The 18,744-nt window shown below is 32.7% G+C and carries 21 protein-coding genes; 7 read left to right on the top strand and 14 right to left on the bottom strand.

What is annotated here, in order from left to right; genetic code table 11:
* Nucleotides 1–66: 66 nt before the first annotated feature.
* Nucleotides 67–540, bottom strand: a complete 474-nt coding sequence (locus WKT09_RS01040; RefSeq protein WP_340414248.1) for a YqhR family membrane protein — start codon at nucleotides 538–540, stop codon at nucleotides 67–69.
* Nucleotides 541–713: 173 nt separating this feature from the next.
* Between WKT09_RS01040 and WKT09_RS01045 the strand changes: the two genes are divergently transcribed.
* Both WKT09_RS01045 and WKT09_RS01050 read left to right on the top strand, forming a co-directional pair.
* Nucleotides 714–1,619 (top strand): DUF1385 domain-containing protein, encoded by a 906-nt coding sequence (locus tag WKT09_RS01045; protein WP_340414312.1) that lies wholly within the window; start codon nucleotides 714–716, stop codon nucleotides 1,617–1,619.
* Nucleotides 1,620–1,648: 29 nt separating this feature from the next.
* Nucleotides 1,649–2,059: an SA1362 family protein gene (locus WKT09_RS01050; RefSeq protein ID WP_340414249.1), complete on the top strand. Its 411-nt coding sequence runs from the start codon at nucleotides 1,649–1,651 to the stop codon at nucleotides 2,057–2,059.
* A gap of 7 nt (nucleotides 2,060–2,066) precedes the next feature.
* On the opposite strand, the gene mntR is transcribed toward WKT09_RS01050, so the two are convergent.
* Together mntR and WKT09_RS01060 are read right to left on the bottom strand one after the other, a co-directional pair.
* Nucleotides 2,067–2,495 (bottom strand): transcriptional regulator MntR, encoded by a 429-nt coding sequence (mntR, locus tag WKT09_RS01055; RefSeq protein ID WP_340414313.1) that lies wholly within the window; start codon nucleotides 2,493–2,495, stop codon nucleotides 2,067–2,069.
* Nucleotides 2,496–2,645: 150 nt separating this feature from the next.
* A complete protein-coding gene (locus WKT09_RS01060; RefSeq protein WP_340414250.1) occupies nucleotides 2,646–3,515 on the bottom strand; it encodes a LysR family transcriptional regulator in 870 nt (289 codons plus the stop codon).
* A 129-nt stretch (nucleotides 3,516–3,644) separates the two neighbouring features.
* On the opposite strand from WKT09_RS01060, the gene WKT09_RS01065 reads away from it, so the two are divergent.
* Complete coding sequence (locus WKT09_RS01065; protein WP_340414251.1) at nucleotides 3,645–4,610, top strand: DMT family transporter; 966 nt, start codon at nucleotides 3,645–3,647, stop codon at nucleotides 4,608–4,610.
* Between the two features lie 1,013 nt (nucleotides 4,611–5,623).
* On the opposite strand, the gene WKT09_RS01070 is transcribed toward WKT09_RS01065, so the two are convergent.
* On the bottom strand, nucleotides 5,624–8,191 hold the full coding sequence (locus WKT09_RS01070; protein WP_340414252.1) for a vitamin B12-dependent ribonucleotide reductase: 2,568 nt from the start codon (nucleotides 8,189–8,191) through the stop codon (nucleotides 5,624–5,626).
* A 305-nt stretch (nucleotides 8,192–8,496) separates the two neighbouring features.
* Between WKT09_RS01070 and WKT09_RS01075 the strand changes: the two genes are divergently transcribed.
* The 3 genes from WKT09_RS01075 (at nucleotide 8,497) to WKT09_RS01085 (ending at nucleotide 11,261) form a co-directional block, all read left to right on the top strand.
* Complete coding sequence (locus WKT09_RS01075; protein ID WP_340414253.1) at nucleotides 8,497–8,874, top strand: rhodanese-like domain-containing protein; 378 nt, start codon at nucleotides 8,497–8,499, stop codon at nucleotides 8,872–8,874.
* Nucleotides 8,875–8,973: 99 nt separating this feature from the next.
* Entirely contained in the window at nucleotides 8,974–10,458 is a 1,485-nt protein-coding gene (locus tag WKT09_RS01080) for a DEAD/DEAH box helicase (protein ID WP_340414254.1), read from the top strand.
* 32 nt (nucleotides 10,459–10,490) lie between these two features.
* On the top strand, nucleotides 10,491–11,261 hold the full coding sequence (locus tag WKT09_RS01085) for a YqhG family protein (protein WP_340414255.1): 771 nt from the start codon (nucleotides 10,491–10,493) through the stop codon (nucleotides 11,259–11,261).
* Between the two features lie 39 nt (nucleotides 11,262–11,300).
* Here the strand turns inward: WKT09_RS01085 and WKT09_RS01090 are convergent, their stop codons facing one another.
* The 9 genes from WKT09_RS01090 to WKT09_RS01130 all read right to left on the bottom strand — a co-directional run bounded on the left by WKT09_RS01090 (nucleotide 11,301) and on the right by WKT09_RS01130 (nucleotide 16,425).
* The gene (locus tag WKT09_RS01090; RefSeq protein ID WP_340414256.1) at nucleotides 11,301–11,540 is read right to left on the bottom strand and encodes a DUF2626 domain-containing protein; all 240 of its coding nucleotides are present in this window, start codon (nucleotides 11,538–11,540) and stop codon (nucleotides 11,301–11,303) included.
* Nucleotides 11,541–11,639: 99 nt separating this feature from the next.
* Nucleotides 11,640–12,023, bottom strand: a complete 384-nt coding sequence (locus tag WKT09_RS01095; RefSeq protein ID WP_340414257.1) for a hypothetical protein — start codon at nucleotides 12,021–12,023, stop codon at nucleotides 11,640–11,642.
* Entirely contained in the window at nucleotides 11,995–12,459 is a 465-nt protein-coding gene (locus WKT09_RS01100) for a ComGF family competence protein (RefSeq protein ID WP_340414258.1), read from the bottom strand. Before WKT09_RS01100 ends, WKT09_RS01095 begins: the two co-directional genes overlap by 29 nt.
* Nucleotides 12,395–12,724, bottom strand: coding sequence for a hypothetical protein (locus WKT09_RS01105; protein WP_340414259.1), 330 nt, complete (start codon nucleotides 12,722–12,724; stop codon nucleotides 12,395–12,397). Before WKT09_RS01105 ends, WKT09_RS01100 begins: the two co-directional genes overlap by 65 nt.
* Nucleotides 12,714–13,142 (bottom strand): competence type IV pilus minor pilin ComGD, encoded by a 429-nt coding sequence (gene comGD / locus WKT09_RS01110; protein WP_340414260.1) that lies wholly within the window; start codon nucleotides 13,140–13,142, stop codon nucleotides 12,714–12,716. The genes WKT09_RS01105 and comGD overlap by 11 nt, the downstream gene beginning before the upstream one ends.
* Nucleotides 13,135–13,452, bottom strand: coding sequence for a competence type IV pilus major pilin ComGC (gene comGC, locus WKT09_RS01115; RefSeq protein WP_340414261.1), 318 nt, complete (start codon nucleotides 13,450–13,452; stop codon nucleotides 13,135–13,137). The genes comGD and comGC overlap by 8 nt, the downstream gene beginning before the upstream one ends.
* 16 nt (nucleotides 13,453–13,468) lie before the next feature.
* The gene (locus WKT09_RS01120) at nucleotides 13,469–14,518 is read right to left on the bottom strand and encodes a type II secretion system F family protein (RefSeq protein WP_340414262.1); all 1,050 of its coding nucleotides are present in this window, start codon (nucleotides 14,516–14,518) and stop codon (nucleotides 13,469–13,471) included.
* A complete protein-coding gene (gene comGA, locus WKT09_RS01125) occupies nucleotides 14,484–15,518 on the bottom strand; it encodes a competence type IV pilus ATPase ComGA (protein ID WP_340414263.1) in 1,035 nt (344 codons plus the stop codon). Before comGA ends, WKT09_RS01120 begins: the two co-directional genes overlap by 35 nt.
* 265 nt (nucleotides 15,519–15,783) lie before the next feature.
* A complete protein-coding gene (locus tag WKT09_RS01130; RefSeq protein WP_340414264.1) occupies nucleotides 15,784–16,425 on the bottom strand; it encodes an MBL fold metallo-hydrolase in 642 nt (213 codons plus the stop codon).
* Nucleotides 16,426–16,586: 161 nt separating this feature from the next.
* Here WKT09_RS01130 and WKT09_RS01135 point away from each other — a divergent pair, with 161 nt between their 5' ends.
* Nucleotides 16,587–16,766 (top strand): DUF2759 family protein, encoded by a 180-nt coding sequence (locus WKT09_RS01135; protein ID WP_340414265.1) that lies wholly within the window; start codon nucleotides 16,587–16,589, stop codon nucleotides 16,764–16,766.
* Between the two features lie 63 nt (nucleotides 16,767–16,829).
* Here WKT09_RS01135 and WKT09_RS01140 read toward each other — a convergent pair whose 3' ends face one another.
* Nucleotides 16,830–18,722 (bottom strand): LTA synthase family protein, encoded by a 1,893-nt coding sequence (locus WKT09_RS01140; protein ID WP_340414266.1) that lies wholly within the window; start codon nucleotides 18,720–18,722, stop codon nucleotides 16,830–16,832.
* Nucleotides 18,723–18,744: the final 22 nt, after the last annotated feature.

Consider the following 18,744-nt stretch of genomic DNA (forward strand, 5'->3'; position numbering starts at 1 on the left):
TCAACCGAAACATTTCCTTTCCTATATTTTCTTATTTTAGCATAAAGACGAAGTGTGTGTGAACTATTACGTAGAAGTTGATACGGAAACACTTTGATCATAATAAGATATCGAATACCCTACAAACACGCCATACAAAACACTTAAACATAACATCGATACAGTCATTTTCAAAGGCAAATGGATAATATACAGTTTATCGACAAAGAAGTATGGGAATAATATATAAAAAATTGCCCATAAGCCGATGCCGTAAACGACACCTATTTGCCATTCTTTTCTTTTTCGCCAAAACAGAAAATAAATTAACGATAAGACGACGGAACATATACAATATACAATAAAAAGACAACTGTAATATAATAATCGGATGAACCAATGGTCTTTTATAATAACCTTTTCTGTTATAAAAAATGGATGAAACGTAATAAAATGAAACGTATGGAAAAAAAGTAAAAAGAATAGTAAAAAAATCGTCGCAACACATCCAACCAATATCGAATATAGAAATACATCATAGGTAGATAACTTTTTTTGCATGAAAAAATCCTCCTTTTATTCATTAATATATCCATTTTTTTAATTTTCATCATAAAAAAGTTATCTCTACTAGTGATATTCTGTTTTTTCTAGTAAAATAAAGATAAGGTTGGTGATCACTGTTGAATAAAAGAGAAACGAATTACGGTGGGCAAGCATTAGTTGAAGGAGTTATGTTTGCCGGTAAAAACAGTTTCGTATCTGCTATACGAAGAAAAGACAATAGTATTGAATATTTTGAGGTAGAACGGGAAGAATCAAATATAGCGAAACAATTAAAAAGAATTCCGTTGCTTCGTGGGATTGTTGCACTTGTTCAAGCTAGTGCCAACGGAATTAAACATTTAGATTTCGCCTCTGATCGTTACGATGTCGACCCGAAAGATGATGAAAAAATGTTAGAGGAAAAAGAAACCTCGAAGCTCGTAATGATGTTAGGGATTGGAGTAGTTGGCGTACTTTCTTTTATCGTCAGTAAACTAATCTTTACGGTAACACCTGCTATTGTAGCAAACTTCTTTACCGATCTTGTTCCGACCAAAACGGGGCAAGTATTATTAGAAGGTTTATTTAAACTCATTTTATTACTTGGTTACATTTACATTATTTCACTTACACCACTAATAAAACGAGTTTTTCAATATCATGGTGCAGAACATAAAGTAATTAATTGTTATGAAAGTAATCTACCATTAACTGTTGAAAATGTACAAAGTCAATCAAGATTACATTATCGTTGTGGTTCAAGTTTCATGCTGTTTACAGTATTTGTCGGCATATTCGTCTATATGTTCGTAGCAACAGACCCATTATGGTGGAGAATTGTAAACCGTATCTGTTTAATCCCTGTCGTAATTGGGTTATCATTTGAAGTATTATATATAACAAACAAACTTCGAAACATTCCAGTTTTACATGTATTAGGGTACCCTGGATTATGGTTGCAATTACTAACAACGAAAGAACCTGATGATGAGCAAGTTGAGGTTGCATTACATTCATTTAAAAGAGTGTTAGAAAATGACGACGTAAAAGAAGCGGAAGCAATTGTATTAGAAGAAAGTAATCAAGTCATGTAATATTAGCTTTGTAAAGGAGGTATATGTGAATGAAACGCAATAAGCCCCCTATATTTATACTTATGCTTATCGGTTTAGCGGCAATCGGTTTAGGTGCATCCTTAGTGAGAAACCCTGGAAAGTTTTTCATTCAAATCGTCATCATGATTGTGATAGCATATGTCCTTTTTAAAGTGTTATCATATTTTCTACAAAGACGAACTGGCGAAACATCTGATGAAATGAAAAAATACCGAAAAGCGGCAAAACAATCGAACGAACGTTTCGGAAAAAAACAATCAAAAAGTATGGCAGAAAAGTTTGTTCCAAGACAGTACAATAAACAGGAAATCGAAAAACAAAAAAAGAAACGTAAACGTCGAAGAAATGCGCCACACTTAACTGTGATTGAAGGGAAAAAATCAATAAAAGAGAACAAAAAAGACCAAGCTTCTAATTAATGCTTGGTCATTTTTGTTCTAGATCGTTTTCTTGTTGCTTACTCTCTTTATTAATTTGTTGTAATCGAGCAATTCTGGATGAGTCTTCTTCAAAAAATTGAACTAAATCCGCAATCCTGTCAATTGCATTCCAACTTAAATGATGCTCAATTCCTTCTACATCTTCGTAAATTTTATCCTCATCTACTCCGATAATTTCTAAAAAGTCTTCTAAAAGTTCGTGTCGAAATACGAGGCGTTTTCCTATTTTATTTCCTTTTTCCGTTAAAATAAAACCTCGATATTTCTCATAGTGGACATAATTGTCCTTATCTAATTTTTGAATCATTTTTGTTACAGAAGATGGATGTACGAGTAATGCTTCCGCAATATCTGTTACCCGTGCATAGCCTTTTGTATCAATTAAATTGTAAATTTGTTCAATATAATCTTCCATACTAGGAGTTGGTACTGGCAAATGATTTCCTCTTTTCTGTTTTTAGTAAGGGCAACATTTTTTCTATTATTACTATACCGTAAATATGTTTAACTGACAAGTATGGATATAGAAGGATATGGATAAACAATTTAAAGAAAAAGTGTTTCTTTATACGTAAAATTCTGTAACTTCTTCAATCGTATCAATAAATTTCTTTAATGCCGGTGTATGATGGTCTGTTTTACGATAAATAAAAACCGTTGTAATATGGCTATACTTTTCCGGTAATTCATAGCAATGAATTAAATGTTGTTTTACATATTCCTCCACTGCCGCATATGGTACATAAGCAACCCCTAATCCAGATATAACGGATCCTAATGTTGTTTCTAAAGTGCCTAATTCCATCACTTTTTTCGGAATTATTTGTTGATTATGCAACCATTCATTTAATTTTTGCCGGTAGCCACAACCTTCACTAAAACGTAAAATTGGTTTTTCTAAAATATCATCCATAGACATATCTGGATCATTTGAAATAAGCACTAATTTTTCATGGAATACTTCCATTTGGTGTAAATTCGGGTCATTCGTAATCTCGCTTTTCGTAACGAATGCACCGTCTAACTCATAATTCATCACTTTTTCTTTTAATTCTGCCGTTACACCTGTTGATAATGTTAAATCTACAAGGTCATATTTTTCTAAATAGCGTGATAAAATATATGGCAATTTAATCACTGTTTCTACGGATGCAATATCTAATTTTCCTGTAGGATTTTCACTATCGGATGAAATCATTTTCATTTCTTCTATTAAAGAAAGAATTTTTTTTGCATATGGCAGCATTGCATGGCCTTCATTTGTTAATGTTATTCCTTTTTGATGCCGATGAAATAATGTTGTGTTCAATGATTGTTCGAGTTTTTTTATACGGGATGTTACGTTTGATTGGACATAATTTAATTGTTTTGCTGCTTGATTAATACTTCCACAATGTGCAACTGTATAAAATATTTGTAAATCTTTCATGTTCATTTGAATCACCCCTATCACTAATCGAGATACATATTATCTCTTATAATCATTTTACATGATAGTAGTTCTATTGTTAAATAATAAGTAACCATTAATATATACATATTATTTTTGATTGGGGATATTAAAATGAGAAACAGTATTTTAATCGGAGCAATTCTTTGTGCTGTTGCGAGTATGTCATGGGGTGCTATGTTCCCTGTTGCAGATCACGCGTTTCAATACATTGACCCATTTTATTTTACGATCATTCGCTATTTACCTGTAACTGTTCTATTAATAATTTTCCTATATTTTATCGAGGGAAAACAAGCGTTTAAATTAGAAGGTCATGGGTTCATGATTTGGTTTTTCGGAACAATGGGTTTTACCATTTATAATTTATTCATTTTCTGGGGTCAAAATTTATTAGGCGATGCTGGTGTTTTATTAGCCTCCATTATGGAAGCCTTAGCACCAATTATATCGATTTTAATTGTTTGGATTTTAACGAAAAAACGTCCTTACACTTTTACCATTTTAACTGTATTTGGTGCGTTTATTGGCGTATTATTAGTCGTAACGAATGGCAACTTTCAAGCTTTGTTCGGTCCTGGTCGATTCATTCCATTGATCATTTTATTTTTAGCTGCTGCAGGTTGGGCTTTATATACATTCGGTGGTAGTCAGTTCCCTAAATGGTCTGTTCTAAGATATTCTACTTTAACTTGTTTATATGGAACATTAACAGCTACAGTTGTTGTCATTTTCAGTAGTATTTTTGGATATGTAGAAGTTCCAACACTCCAAGAAATATATACCGTTCGATACAATATGTTGTTTATGATAACTTTACCAGGTATTTTTGCTTTATTATTTTGGAATAAGGGAGTTGTCATGTTAAAACCAATTAATGCTATTTTATTCATTAACTTGGCACCGGTAACGACTATTGTTATTCGTTTGATCCAAGGACATACAATAACAGGTTATGAATGGGCAGGTGCTGCCATTGTTTGTTCGATGATCATTTTAAATAACTTATATCAGCGTATGTTGCAAAAAAGAGAGGCACATCTTCTTAAAAACCGAAACAATCCATTAGCTTCACAATAAATCACTATAGAGCCTAGGACAATAGCTTGTTGAGTAGAAAAGGGAGTTTCAGTAAAATATTATTGGGACTCCTTTTGTTTGTCTTATTTTCTCACACCTTCAATCTGCTTCACGTTCCGTAGATAAGACTTAGCCAATTAAGTATTTTATCGTTTACTCATATGATGGTTTAAAATCTAGGCAATATAGAGAATGAACTCGAATTTTTCTTACTTAATCTATTTGGCCCTTTTACAAATGGTGTTGGTGGCCAATTAAAGTTACTTTATATGTAAATGTATAGACCTATTCATAAGTTTGTGTAAATATGTCACTTCGGAAATGTACTCCGCTTTCCGCGTGCGGCTGCTAAGCCAAGCTCAGGCTTTGCCTTCCCTTGTCTTATCTATGCCTATCCTCACGCAGGAGTCTACGTACATTTCCTACGTTTCATTTTGTTGTGTACACATTTATTTTCCCCTCCTTTGTGGCTTATGACACGAAGGAGGTTTCTTTTCTCTAAATGATAGACCTTCATTTAAAATGTAAAATGATTCTATTTTTAAATAGTTATAATCTGTGCGAGATACGTTGTTCTTACTTTTTAATAATAAGCGCCCCAATACTTCTTGATATACAAGAAAAACTCACGGATTACATTGCCTATTTCAGGGTTGTACCCAATAGATTTAAACTTGAAAAGCAACGTTTCTACTGTAAAGCATGTAATAGCACATTCAGTGCGTCTACGTCTATTGTCCAGAAACATGGATCACATGACGAAGATAGGAAGAAATATCTTCCGACGCTAAAAAAGTATTGATAATTGATAGAAGACAAGTGGTTTCCTTCCTAGATTTGTTTTCATCGACTTTAATTCTGAAGGGAATTTTACTTGTTTTTTATTTTTATGCATAAAAAAGGTGCCAGTGGATTTTTTCCACCAACACCATATATTGTAGAGCCATCTTTTTATGATAAACATGACCGTCATTTTTATAGAAATAGTCTCTATTTATTTAAAATCGAATGGATTATAAACCACATTTAAGTTGTGCACCACAACTTGTACACGTATTACACCCACCGATTTCAGCAACATGTCCTTTACGACATACAGGGCAACGATCGCCAACTTCAGAACCTATGTTGACCGTCGTTTTATCTAATTCTTGAATAGTTTCCATTAAAACTACTTTTGGTTTCACAACATCAAATGCTTCATTAGTTTCTTCCACTTCATTAAATGTAGACTCTTCTGCTTTTAACGTTAGTACTTGTGAATCACGACTCCCATCCACATATACTGTTCCACCTTTTGCGCCACCTTTGTATAAGCGTTGATAAACTTGTTCAACTTGTGACACAGAATATCCTTTTGGTGCGTTAACTGTTTTTGAAATAGAGCTATCAATCCATTTTTGGATAACACATTGTGTATCTGCATGCTCCTCTGGACTTAATTCCATTGCGGATACAAACCAATCTGGTAAGTTATTTTCATCTGCATTAGGATGACGATCTAAATACTCTTGTAAAATATCAGCTTTTACTTCAATGAATTTCCCTAAACGACCGCTTCGGTAATATGAAAAGGAGAAATATGGTTCTAAACCTGTACTTACACCGACCATCGTTCCCGTTGACCCTGTCGGAGCGACCGTTAATAAATGAGAGTTACGAATTCCATACGTTACAATATCCTGACGAATATCTTCAGGCATTTGCTTCATGAATCCTGTTTGGATAAATGCTTCCCGAAGTTTTTTTGTTTCATCTTCTGTTTTTCCAATTAAAAATGGGAAGCTTCCCTTTTCTTTTGCAAGTTCTACAGATTCACGATAAGCCGTGACAGCAATCGTTTTAAATATTTCATCTACTAATTGGTTACCTTCTTTCGATCCATAGCGTGTTTCACAATAAATTAATAAGTCATGTAATCCCATTACACCTAATCCGATACGTCGCTCACCAAGTGCTTGTCTTTTATTTTCCTCTAAAAAATATGGAGTTGCATCGATCACATTATCTTGCATGCGCACACCAACACGGACGGTTTCTTTTAGCTTTTCTACATCAAGTTGTTTCGTTGTTTTATTCGCCATTTCAGCTAAGTTGATTGCAGCTAAATTACATACAGAGTAAGGTGCAAGTGGTTGTTCCCCACATGGATTCGTAGCAACAACTTGTTGACCATAACTTTTCGCATTTGTCATATCGTTTGCATTATCGATAAAGAAAATGCCTGGCTCAGCTGAGTATGTCGCACAAATATTAATTAAATCCCATAATTCTTTTGCTCTTACTTTACGATATGTCCGAATACGAAAACCTTTTTCTTCCCATTTACGTACATCCCCGATTTTATGCCATTCTTCATTATACTGTTTCATTTCTTCTTGCGTGTAGTTCTCAACATCTGGAAAACGTAAAGCATATTCCCCATCTGTTTCAACAGCTTCCATGAATTCTTTCGTTAAACAAACAGAAATATTCGCTCCCGTTAAAAATTCTGATTGATGTACGTCGTATGTTCCGCCAGTTTTTAATTTTTCATCTGCTTCTTTTACTGCTTCTTTTGTAAATCCACCTAAACCAGGCATGTTTTTATAGTTCACAATCCCTTGATATAAGTCTTTTTCTGTTTCGGTTAAAGGTGTAAATTTTAATTTTTCATTTGCTAATTGTTTAATTTGCTCATCTGTCGTATTTTCAATTAAATAGCGCAAAATACGTGGATTTTGCATTTTTGAAATAATAAATTCGATAATATCAGGGTGCCAGTCTGCGAGCATAATCATTTGGGCTCCGCGACGTGAACCACCTTGTTCAACTAAATGTGTTAATTTAGCAATATCATCTAACCAAGAAACAGATCCTGAAGATTTACCATTTACACCACGTGCTAACGTATTACGTGGACGTAATGTGGAACCATTCGTTCCAACTCCACCACCGCGTGACATAATTTCCATTACTTGCTTACGATGATCTGAAATCCCTTCTCTTGAATCTTGAATATAAGGCATTACATAACAATTAAAATAAGTTACATCCGTTTCTGATCCTGCCCCATATAACACTCTTCCCGCAGGAACAAAACGTAAAGTTTCTAATTGTTCTTTAAACATCTCATAAGATGCTTGTCTTTTTTCTTCAGTCGTTTCAACTAATGATAGACCTTTCGCATTTCGTGCTGCAATTTGTTCATAAAAAATTTCTAAAGGTTTATCAATCGTATCTAGGTCACGTTTAATGATACCTGTTTTAACTTCTTGTTCATCATCTAGTACGGCAATAAATTCTTCCGCTATCTTAATTTCAGCCTTATTTTCTTCCCAATCAATCGATTCTACTAATCCATAACCACGTGCTGGGAATTTAGGATCTGGTTTTACGGTTAAAACGACAAAATCCCCTTTTTTTAATGTTTTCTTCTCTGTATCTTTAAATGCATAGCGGTCTAACATTACTAGTCTTGAAACGCCTTCATGCATAATTTTCATATCATCTGTAATGGGTTCAACTTGCTTAAATTGTTTTATATCCTCGTTTAAAGACGCAATGTTAATGTTTTCTTTTACTGATAAATTTGTTGCCACTATTGATCGCTCCCTACGTACGTATTTCTCGTTGCTTTTGTAAATTATTCTATTTCTAATGTACACAAAAAATGACAATAAATCAATATGTTGTGTTTAAAAAGGTTATAAAGTGCTATATATTGAAAAAATGATCATTCTATGTTTGAAATAAATTTTTTACATAAAAGCCGACAATACAGTATTCTACCTGTTTCAAAGAAAAAAATCTACTGATTATTTGTAAAAAGATGTATCAATTCATATAATATATATAGTATATGTGGCAACCTTATTTACTATATTTTATATTGGAGGATTATTACATGCTTTGGGGTTTACTAATTGTTTTACTTTTAATCATTCTTTATGCCTTGTTTAATTATTTTCGTCAAAGAAAATATTTAACCGTTTTAACGCAAGAACAATTTATAGAAGGATATCGTAAGGCTCAACTTGTCGATGTTCGAGAACAGAAAGAATTTGATAACGGGCATATTCGTGGTGCTAGAAATATTCCTTTAACAACGTTTAAACAGAGTATTAATGCATTACGCCCTGACAAGCCTGTTTATTTATATTGTCAAAACACAACTCGTTCAACGAGAGCCGCAGCTATTTTAAAAAAGCATCACTTTACAGACATCTATATGTTGCAAGGTGGCTTTAAAAAATGGACTGGAAAAATTGACCAAAAAAAATAAACGAAAAACATATATAGGATGACAAAAATCCTATATATGTTTTTTTGTATATTTTATACATTCCGAACCATCCTAACCATAATGGAGGTTATATTTTATATGGAAATAAAAGTACATAAAGATCATAACTGGATACAATGGTATAAAGAAAATGAGCTTCAATCAACAAATAGTAATTGGGGGTTATTCTCCCTCTATTATAATATGTTACAAAAACGTGCACATAAAACGATGAATCAATTAGAAAGTACACATTATATTAAAAATACTACGATGTTACCTCATCAAAAGGAAGTATGTGAAAAGGTACTCTTTTCAATGAACGGAAGAGCTATTTTAGCTGACGAAGTAGGTTTAGGTAAAACAATTGAAGCTTGCTTTATTATGAAAGAATTGCTAGTTCGTAAAATGGCGAAAAAAATATTAATTATTGTTCCAGCCTCTCTTATTTATCAATGGGAAAAAGAATTACGGTTAAAGTTTTTTATTTTTCCAACCGTTTATAAAAAAATTAATGCTTCCCATTTAGACGACATCGTTCTTTGTTCATATGAACAAGTAAAACGGAATCGAAAAATATTTGAGCAACATTGTTTTGATTTGCTCATCATTGATGAAGCGCATAAAGTTGTAAATCCAAAAACGATCAATTATCAAATGGTCCAACAAATAAACAAGAAATATTGTCTACTATTAACTGCTACCCCAATGAAAAATACACTCGATGATATTTATTATTTAATTCAAATCGTACAACCGACATTATTTGCAGACATCGATTCATTTCGACAATTATATACATCCAATCAGTCCATATTCAGAGAAAGGTTAAGTCGTGTACTCGTTCGCAATCAACGACAGGACCATATAAATTTTATCCCTGAAAGAAATATAGAAACTAAATTTATCTACTTTACAGAGGAAGAACAAGCGGTATACGATCAACTAAAAAAACAAATGATCCAATCTAAAACACCTCATTGGGTTTATCTAAAGCAATTCTGTTCTTCTAGAGAAGCATGTTATCTATCACTACAAAAAAACGAACCATCTGAAAAACAATTATTATCTGAAATTGCAAGTCTCCCCCATCATATAAAAGCAAAAGTGTTGATAGATCTGTTTCAAACGATACAAAATGAAAAAGTCGTTATTTTTACCCAATATAAACCGAGCCAATATTATATTCAGTGGTATTTACAGCAACACGGGATACAGAGTGTTGCCTTTTCAGGAGATTTATCACAATCAAATAAACAGTGGATGGTGGAACAGTTTAAAAATGATAAACAAGTACTAGTAGCAACAGACGCATGTAGTGAAGGAATCAATTTACATTTCGCCCATATTTTAATTAACTATGATTTACCTTGGAATCCAATGCGTTTAGAACAACGGATTGGTAGGATTCATCGTTTCGGGCAAAAAAATGATGTACGGATGATTCATCTCGTACTTGAACATACGATTGAAGCTCATATTTTACGTGTCATTTACCAAAAAATAAATGTCTTTCAAGCATCAATTGGTGGAATGGATAAACTGTTAGAACAAACAATGAATGAATATATGGTTGATTCATAAACAAAAGTACATATGGAAAGGACGTGAAAAAGATGTCCACTCTATCTTTTCTGCAAACATTTTATAAAAATTTTTTTCGCATGACAAACTGTAATATTTTGTCTGAAGAAAAGGATTCCATAACGGTGCAATTAACGAAAGAAATAGATAAAGCAATCATGCACCGTCCATATTATTGGACATATATGGAAACAATACAACAAGAAGGAATTCCCCAAAAAGTGTGCTTTACAACGAACGACAAAACTGCGAATGGGTATACACTCCAGTACGACACTCCACTCTACAATCGTACAATGTCATGGTTACAGAAAAATACAGTTTATGGAGTTTATTATGAAGCCATTCATACAAATACAGAGACGATGTTATATCCATGGCTATTATTAAATGTAAAAATTGGTTATGAAGGTAAAATACATACAGAGGAAATCATTTCTATTGGGCTACAGTTAATACACGGTATTATCGAGTTTCATATGATGGAAAAACTAGCGGAAAAATCATTACAAGAAAAACCGAATGATTATTGTTACACCATTGCGCCAATAATTTCTGTGTTAAATGGATACAAACAAATGGACAAGGCAATTAATCAATACTTAGAATCAAAATCATATGAATGGGCAATGACAAGTTATCATGAGATGAAATTAGAAGAAAAAATATGGGAAAAACATGATACGAATATACTTAATAATGAAAAGGCGGCTATGTATAAAAGGCTACAACCAAAAATTCACGTAGAAGTATTACAAGGTGCGCTCATTTATATAAGGAATAACCAATTTCGTACGACATGAAAAACACCCCTGCATATAGCAGAGGTGTTTTTCTGTTTATTAACCGAAGCTTGGAATCATAATAAATTCTGTATACCAAGTAAATCCGATCATAAACACTGTTAAGTACGCACCGAACAAATATAAGTACATTCGTTCTGAAAGCTTTAAATAACTTAGTGTTAGGAAAAAAGCCGTTTGTACTAGGAATAATACAGCAGTATTATACATTTCTCCAACGTAGAACATTACCATGAAAACTCCTGTCCAAAAGGCAAGCACTCGAAACATTCGATCCATGCTTTTTCCCCTCCTTTAACGTAACCTAATACAAATATCATTATAAACTAGGAAATGAATATTGTAAATGAAACATATGTTAGAACAATGATTTTTTCCTCATTCTGTCATGATATCTTCTTTTAAATGAATCGTCCGATGAAATGGATACATATAATCATCTTCCCCATAAACTTGTACTTTTACTTGTAAACGACCATGTTCTTTTGTATAAAATACATCTGTTTTACCATTAGGTAAATAATAAGCTTCCATTCCTTCTTTCGTATGTTCAAATGGTCGTTCTCGTAATAATTTATTAATTGCCATTTTATACTGTGTTTCGTACGTAATTTGATCAATTACATTACTAGAAATCTCCAATTCGTTTTCATAAATATAAATAGCATTCGTAACAAAAATTAAAATAATGGTACTCAAAACCATCACATATGGTAAGAAAAAGCCTCGTTCATTATCGTTCAAATGGGATTGTTTTTTCATAAATTCCCCCTTCGCTGGATGTTACAGTGATTTTAATACCGTAATCCAATGTTTCGGTTTCAAATGCTTGTACATCACGCAAATATATTTCATGACCTAAATAATTTACGCGCCTTCGAATAACATCCTGATATTGTTCTATCATAGAAACTTCATCTTCATTCAATTGGAAATATAAAGTATTATTTCGTTCGAACATTCTTTCTGCATCTAAATTTTCTTGCCGAACGAAAAGAAAAAACTGGCGATACGATAAGTCTTCTGAATAATTTGTTTCCGACAAATTCTTTAAGATATACATGAACAATGGAAACGTAACTACGATCACGGTTAATCCAAATAGAACAGAAAGTAGTGTCATGCCTTTTTCATCACTTGTAATCGCTATATAAGCAAAACGTTTCTTTTCGTGTCTTTTTATTTTCCCAATTTGCACAACCCCTCATATATTCGTTTTCTAATTGAAATGTAAATTGTACATTTGTCTGCTGTATCGATTTTTCGTAGTGCATTGTTGCATCATTTCCATTCGCTCTATACAATAAATCCTCATACAACATATGTACAACATCTCGCTTTAATAATGCATTTACTCTTTCTTGCATGACTAGTGTTGATAACGGTGCAACCGTGAGACTAATAAAAATGATAATATTTAAAGAAACTAACGCTTCAATAAATGTAAAACCATTACGATTCATCTATCCAATGCCTACCTTTCCCCAATGGAAATACAAGCCTGTATAGACGACCATCTGCGATAAAAACATATGTGCCTGGTTGGACAATTGTTCCTTTTAAATTGTACACTATATTCGTGTTCTTCATTGAATACGATACCGTCGGAGGAATCTGTCTTACTACTTCCCTATCGCCTGTTTTACCATAGTGCAGCACATATTGATTATTTCTTAAAAAACCTAAAGTATACTCTTTTCTATGATGAAATGCTTTATTTTGAATATGCAAAATATCCGCATCCAGCAAATGTTTAAATGCATTCACTTCTGATTTTTCTTTTAATGCAACCATACTTGGTGTAGTTAATAAAATGAAAATGGAAATGATAAGCAATACAAAGAGTAATTCTAACAATGTGAAACCAGCCTCTTTATTCATTCACATACACTTTCCCACTCGATACATTGTATTGTAATGGGGTATTGTTTGAACATTTTTTCTGACTTGCTTCAATGTAGTTTTCTTGTACTAAATCATCTAAACTAGTTGGTAACTTCCCTGCTTCTAATTGATATGCATATACTTGACTCTGAACCGTAGAAGTTAGAGCTTTACAGCCTTTTTCATGTACATCACTACTCCGATTCGTTAAATTAGGTAACAACAACAAAATTAGAACAGTAATGATAAGAAGTACGACGAGCATTTCGATTAACGTGAATCCACCTTCCCCTTTTACATGTCTCATATATGTTCTCCTCTCTTTAAATTGTTTGAATTAATTGATACATTGGAATCATTAATGTAAGATAAACAAAAATAATAAAAAACGCGACAATAGAAAATATAATCGGTTGAATAAATTGAATCATTTTCGCTAATTTGTTGCGAATTTTCTCACCTAAAAATACGGCATAAACTGATAACTCTTTTTCAAAGCTACGATGGTCCATACTTCTACTAAAAATTCCTTTCGTATGACGATCAATAAAATATAATTGATTAACAGCCGTAGCTAATGATTGTCCAGCCTCTAGTTGCATATCAATTTCCTCACCATAATATGCTAAGATCGTTAAACGATCATGACTTTTTAGTTGTTTCACTACTTCTCGCATAGGTAAACTTGCTTTTAAATACATACTGATATATGTGACCAAATAATACGATGTATATAATGTTAAAAATGAACGATAAAATGGGATTTTTTTATATATATTTAATTGGGTTTCTATAGGTATTTGTGGTTTATATTTTTTCCATATGAAAGAAAAAATAAAAAGTGTCAATAGGAGTACTAAAAAAAATGTAGTAATAAATTCAATAAAGGAGATAGAAAGTAACAATGTTTTGGATGATGAAGCATGTGATTGGAACAAGTCCAAAAACATTGGCAACACATAACGATTGAGACTAATAAGTAGCAACACAATAATAATGAGTAAAAACAATGGATAACGAATCGTTTTCTTTAATTTTTCAATATAACTCAATCGATATTCCACCATATCTACGCAATTTTTAATACTATCTATCATGCTTTCATGTGCTTGTGAAAACTGTAAATATGCAACAATAGAATGATGAAACATTGCATGTTCAAATGCTTTATCTAATGAATCTCCCCGTTTAAATGCTGTAATTATCTCTTTTGTTTGTGCTTCATAATCTGTATTGTAATACAAATGATCTAATGCCTCTTTAAACGAATAACCGTGAGACATTAAAAAATGTACATGTTTTAAATATTGTAATTGCTTTTCGATTGGGAAAAAATATTTATACGCTTTTCGACGTTTCATCCATTGAATCATCTTGTAAAAATCCATATCTTTTCACTTTCTCCTTTAATTGTTCAAAAGTCTCCATATTCAGTTGTTGTGCTTCTTTGTTTCCGGATAAAATGGAGGTTATATTACTTCCATCAATCAATTCCACAATCGCACCACGTTTCACATCCCCTTTTGTAAAAATAGGAATCAATTGTATGGAGGCTATCGCAAGCAAGGTTTGTGCAATATCGTTTTTCGATATATTTAAATCGAGTAAACGATCAATTGTCCCAACCGCGTTTTTAGCATGAATGGTACTCACGACTAAATGTCCCGTTAAAGAGGCTTCTAAAGCAAATTTCGCTGTTTTTTCATCCCTTATTTCACCTATCATAATAATATCCGGATCATGCCTTAAGGCGGCTTTTAATCCTGTATGATAGGTTACACCCGCTTTTTCATTCATTTCTACTTGGATGACATTATCGAGTGTCCGTTCAATTGGATCCTCCAATGTAATTGCTTGATATGATTGTTTTTCTGTTAACGCTTGCATCAATGCATACATTGTAGTGGATTTGCCACAACCGGTCGGCCCTGTGATGAGTATGAGCCCTGCTTGTTGATGAAACCATTGTTTCATTCGTTTAAATTGATATGGAAAGACAAATAGTTCGTCAATTTTAAAATTGCTTTGTGGTAACAGACGTATCGTTAAACTCTCTTCCTGCATTGTCGGAAGTGTTGATAAACGTAATGCGTATAATTCCTTGTTTTCTGTCGTATAGTGCATCTTCCCACTTTGTGGCTTTCTTTTTTCACTAATATCCATATGAGCACTATATTTAAGATAAGCTAAAATAATTGCATATAACTTCTTTTTAACCGACCGAATATATACTCTTTTACCAAGTAGGCGATAAAAAATATCTACGTGGTCTTCATCATGACTGGGATAAAAATGAATATCGGATGCCTGTTTCTTACATGCTTCTTCCAAGAGCATATGGGTAACTTTTTCTGTACGATTTATTTTCTTCACCTCCTTTTAGTGCTTATATGCTAATTTATATAATATTTTAATAAACAATTTTTTATTATTCAATGAAAAATTGCCTATTTCACCAAATTTGTAATTCTAAATAACTATCGTAGCTATTTTTAAATTTTGGAAAATTATTTATGAAGAAAATCCAATTTTCTACCAACATCATCTATTGGACATATAAAAAAAGATGAGTGTAGACAAATGGAATCATATTTTCCTCTCGTCCTACACTCATCTCATGTATAATTTTTTCAATCAATTACCTTTGATAAAATTGTAATGTAAAAGGATTTGTATCCTTTTCATCCCCGATAGTTGTGCTTGATCCATGACCAGGATACACAATGACATCGTCTTCTAATGTATATAATTTATGAACGATGCTATTTGCTAATACGTCCATACTACCACCAGGTAAATCCGTTCGACCAATGCCTTGTTGAAATAATACGTCTCCACTTACAACACATTTATCATGTGCAAAAATAAATGACATGCTTCCTGGAGAATGTCCTGGCGTATGAACACATTCCATCGTGAATGGTCCAATGGTTAAAGTTCCCTCGATTAAAAAGTGTTCTGGTGCGGACGTTTCAATTTTAAAATCTTCTCCTAAAAACATAACTGATCGATTTACTGTCGCATCCAACAAATACTCTTCTTCACTTTCATGTAAATATACGTCTAACTGTAAGTCATTTCTTAACTCATCTACTGCACCGATATGGTCAAAATGGGCATGTGTTAATAAAATAGCTAACGGTTCTAATTGTTGGGCTTTAAGATGTTGTTTCACAATATGTGCCTCACCACCTGGATCTACAATAAGACATTTTCCATCCTTGGAAAGAATATAACAATTTGTTCCTAATGGTCCTAAAGAAAATGTATCAATTCGCATCTTTTTTCCTCCAATATCCTTTTCTAAAAATAAAAATGAATATAACTCGACAAACATCAAGCAATATTATAGAATAAGTATTAGCTATCATGCTATTTATTACATATATGAAGCTTGATTAACTTTCATTTTAACATGGTCATAAGGAGGATGTAATTAAAATGGTACTAGCAATCATCTTTTTAGTCGTTGCTTTACTTTCAGCTGTGTCGTTAATTAGACAATTTAAAATTAAAAACTACTTAGCTATAGTTTTCTCTGCACTAGCAACTCTTTGCTTTGGGTATTTCTCAGTCATGGAGATTATTTGTCGATTAACAGATGCTGGAATCTGTCCTTAATATTACAAACAAATATAGAGGTTAAGGTATAATACCTTAGCCTCTATTTTTGTTTGTTATCCCCTATTTCGTCTGAAAGTCGACGAACCTGAATAAGTCACCATAAATGATTGCGTCCGAATACTGTAACTCTTTTGTAACTTTTTTCGAAACTTCAGCACAGGCTGATTCTTCTTCTCCATACATATTTAATGCATCTATCGGTTCCCCTGTTTCACGATCATAGCAAATTTCACTAGCAAACACATAATCATCACTAATGAAATCGCCATTTCTTAGTGTAATAAATCCTTTTCGATCATCATGGAACAGGTCATTACCAAAATATAAATCATTACTCGTATCAAGACCTAAAAGCCTTAAAACAGTCGGCTTAATATCGACCTGCCCTGCTATTTTATCCATACGCTCACCATGTTCATACCCTGGAATATGAATATAAAATGGTACTCTTTGCAATTGTAATAAATCATATGGCGTAATTTCTTCTTTATTTAAATATTGTGCCATCGCTTTATTATGGTTGGCACTAATTCCATCATGGTCTCCCATTATAATAATAATCGAATCTTCATATAATCCATTTAATTTTAAATGCATGAAAAACTGTTCAATAGCCTCATCCATATAGCGAACGGTTGAGAAATATTGGTTTAATGTTTTAGAATTTGAATCATAGTTTGCTAACGTTTTATCTTCCTCTTCTAAATCAAAAGGAAAATGATTCGTAATCGTAATTAACTTCGCATAAAATGGTGTCTCCAACTCTTTCATATATGGAATCGTTTGTTCAAAAAACGGTTTATCTTTTAGCCCCCATCCGATGGAGTTTTCTTCTGTAACATCATAAGAATCATAATCATAAAACGTATCTATACCGAGACTTTCATACATTTGATTTCGATTCCAAAATGTTTCCGTGTTCGCATGGAAGACGACTGACTGATAACCATGTTGTTTTAATGCTTCAGGCATTGCATAATAATTGTTATCCGCGTGAGTGAAAAAGACAGCCCCACTTGCAATAGGATACAATGAATTCTCTGTAATAAACTCTGAATCAGATGTTTTCCCCTGTCCTGTTTGATGGTAAAAGTTTTCAAAATAGAATGTTCCTGGATCATCAATCAATCGGTTTAAAAATGGCGTTACTTCCTCCCCATGTAATGTATTTTCAATAACGAATGATTGCAATGATTCTGCAGAGACAAAAATAACATTTTTATCTTTCGCAATACCATATAGTGATGATTGTTCATCACTTCGCACTTCTTCATGAATATATTTCTTAATTTCTACGAGATCATTATCATCTGCAATTACTTTTTGTGTACGCATTTTAGATTGTAATGCGGCATCATAGACATGGTAATAAAACAGGCCAATATTTTTCACTAAATATTCCCTGTCAAAGGCTCTCGATAATAATTGGGGCCTTTCCATCTCCGCTAATAAAAAGTTACCAGATAAAAGTAGCAAGGAAACAACGAGTGTAAATATTTTTTTCCGACGTGAATAAACTGGGACATAAATATTTGTTACTTTCTTCGTTATATACCAAATAATCATCACATCAACAAAAATAAATATATCATATAGTTTAATTAACTCTAATATACTAGAAGAAAGATCTGAAATATTACTCGTTTGGAATAATTGTGGAATGGTTAAAAAGTCAGTAAAAGAGCGATAGAATACAACGTTAAAATAAATAATTATCGTTCCAATTAACGCACTATACTGAACAAATAGTTTTTGTTGTTTTTCTGTTTTAAACCATACACTCAGTCCAAAAAATATAATGGATGCGATAAATGGGTTGATGAAAATAATAATTTCCTGCAATAGATTGTCAAGTTCAATATCAAAAACAAAACGATAAACGACATACGTTTTAAAACCGAACAATAATGCAGCAAGGACAAAAAGTGGTACTTTCCTTCGCCGATGTAGCATAATAATCCTCCTACAGACATAC

The organism is Pseudogracilibacillus sp. ICA-222130 (assembly GCF_037892545.1).
Classification (GTDB): domain Bacteria; phylum Bacillota; class Bacilli; order Bacillales; family Amphibacillaceae; genus Pseudogracilibacillus.